This is a genomic window from Ilyobacter sp. (genome assembly GCF_041583315.1).
In the GTDB taxonomy this organism is placed as follows: Bacteria; Fusobacteriota; Fusobacteriia; order Fusobacteriales; family Fusobacteriaceae; genus Ilyobacter.
On the sequence record NZ_JBFHGC010000235.1, the window covers coordinates 1 to 4,214 of the forward strand.

The following is a 4,214-nucleotide window of genomic DNA, read 5'->3' on the forward strand; positions in this document are numbered from 1 at the left end:
ATAAAAATGGTGTGTTCTTCACACCATTTTTTTAGTTTCTTAGGAGAGGGTGATTGTCCTAAAAAAAAACAAAGTTAACTTTAGCTGAATCTAAAAAACGATTTTGAAATAAAAAAACCTAATTCTTAACGGATTTTAAGAAAAATACCATGAAATATTAAGGAATTAAAATTAGACTCTAACTATAATAAAAAAAGCTGTAACTGAAAAAAGAAAGTAAATCTGTAATCAAAGTTTGGAAAATTCAATTTACAGAATCAAAGTTATTATTTTTTTAAAAAAATAGAGGAGGGATTAAATATGAAAAAAAGCAATTTGTTTCTAACACTGGCTCTTATTTTGGGACTGGCATTTACAGGATGCGGTGGCAAAAAAGAGGGGACTAAGGCTGAAGGAAGTTTTCCTACTGCTAAGACACTTGAAATTATAGCACCAGCAAATCCTGGAGGTGGATGGGATGCCACAGCTAGAGCACTAAAAAAAGTTATCGATGATAATGATATCGCACCAGAAGTAAATATCATTGTTACAAACAAACCTGGAGGAAAAGGATCTATCGCCTGGAACTCTCTGATCCAGAGAAAAGATTCCCATATAGTTGCAATGGATTCGGCTTATATTTACTTAAACCAACTTTTAGGAGTACAGGGAGCCCAGACATTAGATGACTTGAGACCTGTTGCTACTTTGACTAATGAATGGATCGGTTATTTTGTAAAGGGAGATTCTGACATTAAAACTATCACTGAGGTAACAGAAAGACTGAAAAAAGATCCTGGTTCTGTAGTAGTTGCAGTCGCTCCTGGAAAAGGAAATGATGACCATCTTTCAATTATGAACGTTGCAAAAACTGCAGGGGTAGATATCGCAGAGTTTGACAAGAATATAGTAGCTACATCTACTGGAGAACTTATCCCAGGTGTACTTGGTGGATTCTATGAAGTAATAGTTACAGGAGCTGCTGATGGAATAGAATTTATGAAATCTGGAGACTTAAAGTGTATAGCTATAACAGCTGATGAAAGATTAGGCGGAGAATTTGCTGATGTACCTACTGTTAAAGAATCAGGAATAGATGTTGTATTCCCTCACTGGAGAGGAATAGTGGCACACCCTGGAATGACTGACGAAGAAGTAGCTTACTGGGAAACTATAATCGAAAAAGCAATGGATACAGATGACTGGAAAAAAATCATGGAAAACAACAGCTGGCTTCCATACTACAAAAACAGTGCTGACACGAAAAAAATGTGGCAGGAAGAGTATGAGGTTTACAAAGGTCTAACTGACGCTGTAGGTCTTACAAAATAATTATCTTATAGTACATTTAGTTGTTGGGTTGATAACTGTCTTTATAATATATTTAGGCGGTTATTAACTTATACTTAAATAATTTAAGAGGTGAAAAATGACTCAGAATAAAATAATAGGTATTTTTGGAGCTTTGCTTGCAGCATTATATGGTATTAGTACTATCAATGCTGCAGGAGCTGGAGCTACTTTTCTTTCAGGAACCAAAATATTTCCTGCAATGGTAATAATACTGACTGCTGTACTTTCCTTAGTGATATTTTTACAGGATTATCTTGGGAAAGTAGAAGGGAAAAAGCTGGAAATAGATAAAAAAGTTGCAGTCACTATCGGGAAATGCACAGTGATATTTATAGTTTATACTTTAGTTTTTGAACATCTTGGTTATATACTTTCTACGATAGTTCTTTTAATGGGATTGTTGAGTATTTTAAATAAAGGTAAACTAAAACAAAATTTAATTATTTCAGTAGCATTTTCTGCAATAGCATACTTTATATTTTCAAAATTATTAGCGATTTCTTTACCGCCAGGAATAATAAATTTTTAATCAGGAAGGTGAATTATGTTAGATATATTTTCATATTTAATGGGGGGATTTAGTGAAATCTTGACCTTTACAAATCTCATGTGGATATTCTTTGGAGGGATTTTCGGTTCTATCGTCGGGATGCTTCCTGGATTAGGTCCTGCAACTGGTATCGCTGTTCTTCTTCCACTGACATTTGGAATGAATCCAGTAACCGCTTTAAGTACACTTACAGCCATATACTATGGAGCGATGTTTGGTGGATCCAGAGCTTCTATTTTGATTAATACACCTGGAGACGGAGGAGCAATAGCTGCTACTTTTGACGGATATCCCATGACTAAAAACGGAAGAGCAGGAGAAGCCCTGGCCATGTCAGCAATAGCTTCTTTTATAGGGGGTACTATAGCTACTATTTTGATGACATTTTTAGCAGTGTCAATATCTAAAGTTGCAATAAAATTTGGACCTCCACAATATTTTACACTGATGATATTTGCCTTGATAGCCACATCTGCGATATCGAGAGGAAATGTAATAAGAGGACTTTTTGCCACATCTTTGGGACTTATGGTAAGTACTATAGGGGCAGATTCACTTACTGGAACAGTAAGGTATACTATGGGGATACCAGAACTTTATGAGGGTGTAGATTTTCTTATAATGATTATAGGATTTTATGCAATTGGAGAAGTTTATAATAACTTTGGTAAAATTTTATTCAATCATGACCCGGCTTCAGATGCCAAAAATTCCAATTATGACATAAGCAGGGTTTGGGTAAGTAAATCCGAATTTAAAGAGTGTCTTATGCCTATATTGAGAAGTACTCCACTGGGATTTTTTATAGGTATACTGCCAGGGGCTGGAGCCACTATTTCCTCCATGTTGGCATATTCTACTGAAAAAAGTTTATCAAAAGACCCGGACAGCTTCGGTAAGGGTAATATTATAGGCTTGGCAGCTCCGGAAGCTGCAAACAATGCAACTGCAGTTGGAGCGATGATTCCAATGCTTACACTAGGGATACCTGGATCGGGGACAACAGCTGTAATGCTAGGGGCTCTTATGATGCTTGGAATCAAGCCGGGTCCTATGCTGTTTACAAGTCAGCCTGACGTAGCCTGGGGAGTTTTAGCGAGTATGTATGTAAGTAATATAATGCTTGCAGTAATCAACATTCCACTGGCATCACAGCTGGTAAAAGTACTGAAAACTCCTGAAAAAATTCTTCTGCCTCTTGTTGTGGCATTAGGGTTCATAGGAACTTACGCACTTAGTTTTGCTACAACTGACTTTATCATCGTTGCATTATGCGGAATAATTGCATTCTTTGCCAAGAAACTAAAGATACCAATCTCCTCATTTATACTAGCGTTGATACTAGGAACCAAGATAGAGACCTCTTTCAGACAGTCAATGGTATTGTCTAAAGGTTCGATGAGTATATTTGCTTCAGACTCTATATCAATATTTTTCATTGTATTAGCCGTACTTTCATTATTTGGACCTATGATATTAAATAAGTTGTTAAAGTCCGACAAATAGGTTAAAATATAGAAAATAATATGAACTAAGGGTGAAATATGATATTTAATAAAAAATTACGTTTGATTTGGGGAGTACTCTTTACAGTAGCTTTGATTGCAATTCTCTCATTTGAAAGAAATGTTTTCTATGCTCTGATATTTGGAGTAACTTCGGGGTTTGTTTTTATATCGGATTTTTATATTTTAAAGAGAGAATATAAAAAAGCCGGAGTGGTGGAATCTAAATATAAAAAGAGATGGCATATCTTTTCTAAACTTACTCAGTGGCTTTTCTGGACATCGCTTCTTTATGTTCCTTTTGTGCCGCAGTTTAGTACTGGGTATAAGATATTTATGCTTGCAGATTTTTTTCTGGTTTCGACATTTGCATTTTACAAATTCACCAAAACCAATTAATGGGAGTTTGAAGAATATTAATTTCTTGGTAAAATTAGAATTTCAAAAGCTCATAGGCCACTTCAAATGCAGCAGAATAAGAATATTAGAATGTATCTGAAAAATAGAAGTCAAGACTTTATGTCTTGGCTTCTATTTTAAGTTATAGAAATTTATTGTTTATAAATTACTGAATTTCTCCGAAAGTCTGTCACTTTTACTTGATGAAAAGTAACCAAAAATCAAGCCTTGTCTTGTCCAAGCTAAAATAAAATAAATTTTACTAAAAATACAAAACTCGCTTCGCTCAGACATTGTATTTTCTTAACGTAAAATTGATTAGATTTCTTAACGCTCGTCCTGCGAATAGGCACTTCAAGATCTTTAGAAGATATTAAAGATTCTAAAGATTTTAAAAAGCATTTAAATATTCTAATCTTTAAGTGGCA

At 34.8% G+C, this 4,214-nt stretch carries 4 protein-coding genes; all 4 read left to right on the forward strand.

Translation table 11 applies throughout. The features are described 5' to 3' along the window. The first annotated feature begins 300 nt into the window (after window positions 1–300). A complete protein-coding gene (locus tag ABZA26_RS08945; protein ID WP_372714175.1) occupies window positions 301–1,311 on the forward strand; it encodes a Bug family tripartite tricarboxylate transporter substrate binding protein in 1,011 nt (336 codons plus the stop codon). Window positions 1,312–1,408: 97 nt separating this feature from the next. Continuing rightward, complete coding sequence (locus ABZA26_RS08950; protein WP_372714176.1) at window positions 1,409–1,861, forward strand: tripartite tricarboxylate transporter TctB family protein; 453 nt, start codon at window positions 1,409–1,411, stop codon at window positions 1,859–1,861. A 15-nt stretch (window positions 1,862–1,876) separates the two neighbouring features. Then, a complete protein-coding gene (locus tag ABZA26_RS08955) occupies window positions 1,877–3,388 on the forward strand; it encodes a tripartite tricarboxylate transporter permease (protein ID WP_372714177.1) in 1,512 nt (503 codons plus the stop codon). Window positions 3,389–3,426: 38 nt separating this feature from the next. Then, window positions 3,427–3,786 (forward strand): hypothetical protein, encoded by a 360-nt coding sequence (locus tag ABZA26_RS08960; protein ID WP_372714178.1) that lies wholly within the window; start codon window positions 3,427–3,429, stop codon window positions 3,784–3,786. The last annotated feature ends 428 nt before the right edge of the window (window positions 3,787–4,214 follow it).

Coding starts and splice junctions, on each gene's coding strand:
- ABZA26_RS08960 (WP_372714178.1), top strand. CDS start 3,427: ATGATATTTAATAAAAAATTACGTTTGATTTGGGGAGTACTCTTTACA.
- ABZA26_RS08955 (WP_372714177.1), top strand. CDS start 1,877: ATGTTAGATATATTTTCATATTTAATGGGGGGATTTAGTGAAATCTTG.
- ABZA26_RS08950 (WP_372714176.1), top strand. CDS start 1,409: ATGACTCAGAATAAAATAATAGGTATTTTTGGAGCTTTGCTTGCAGCA.
- ABZA26_RS08945 (WP_372714175.1), top strand. CDS start 301: ATGAAAAAAAGCAATTTGTTTCTAACACTGGCTCTTATTTTGGGACTG.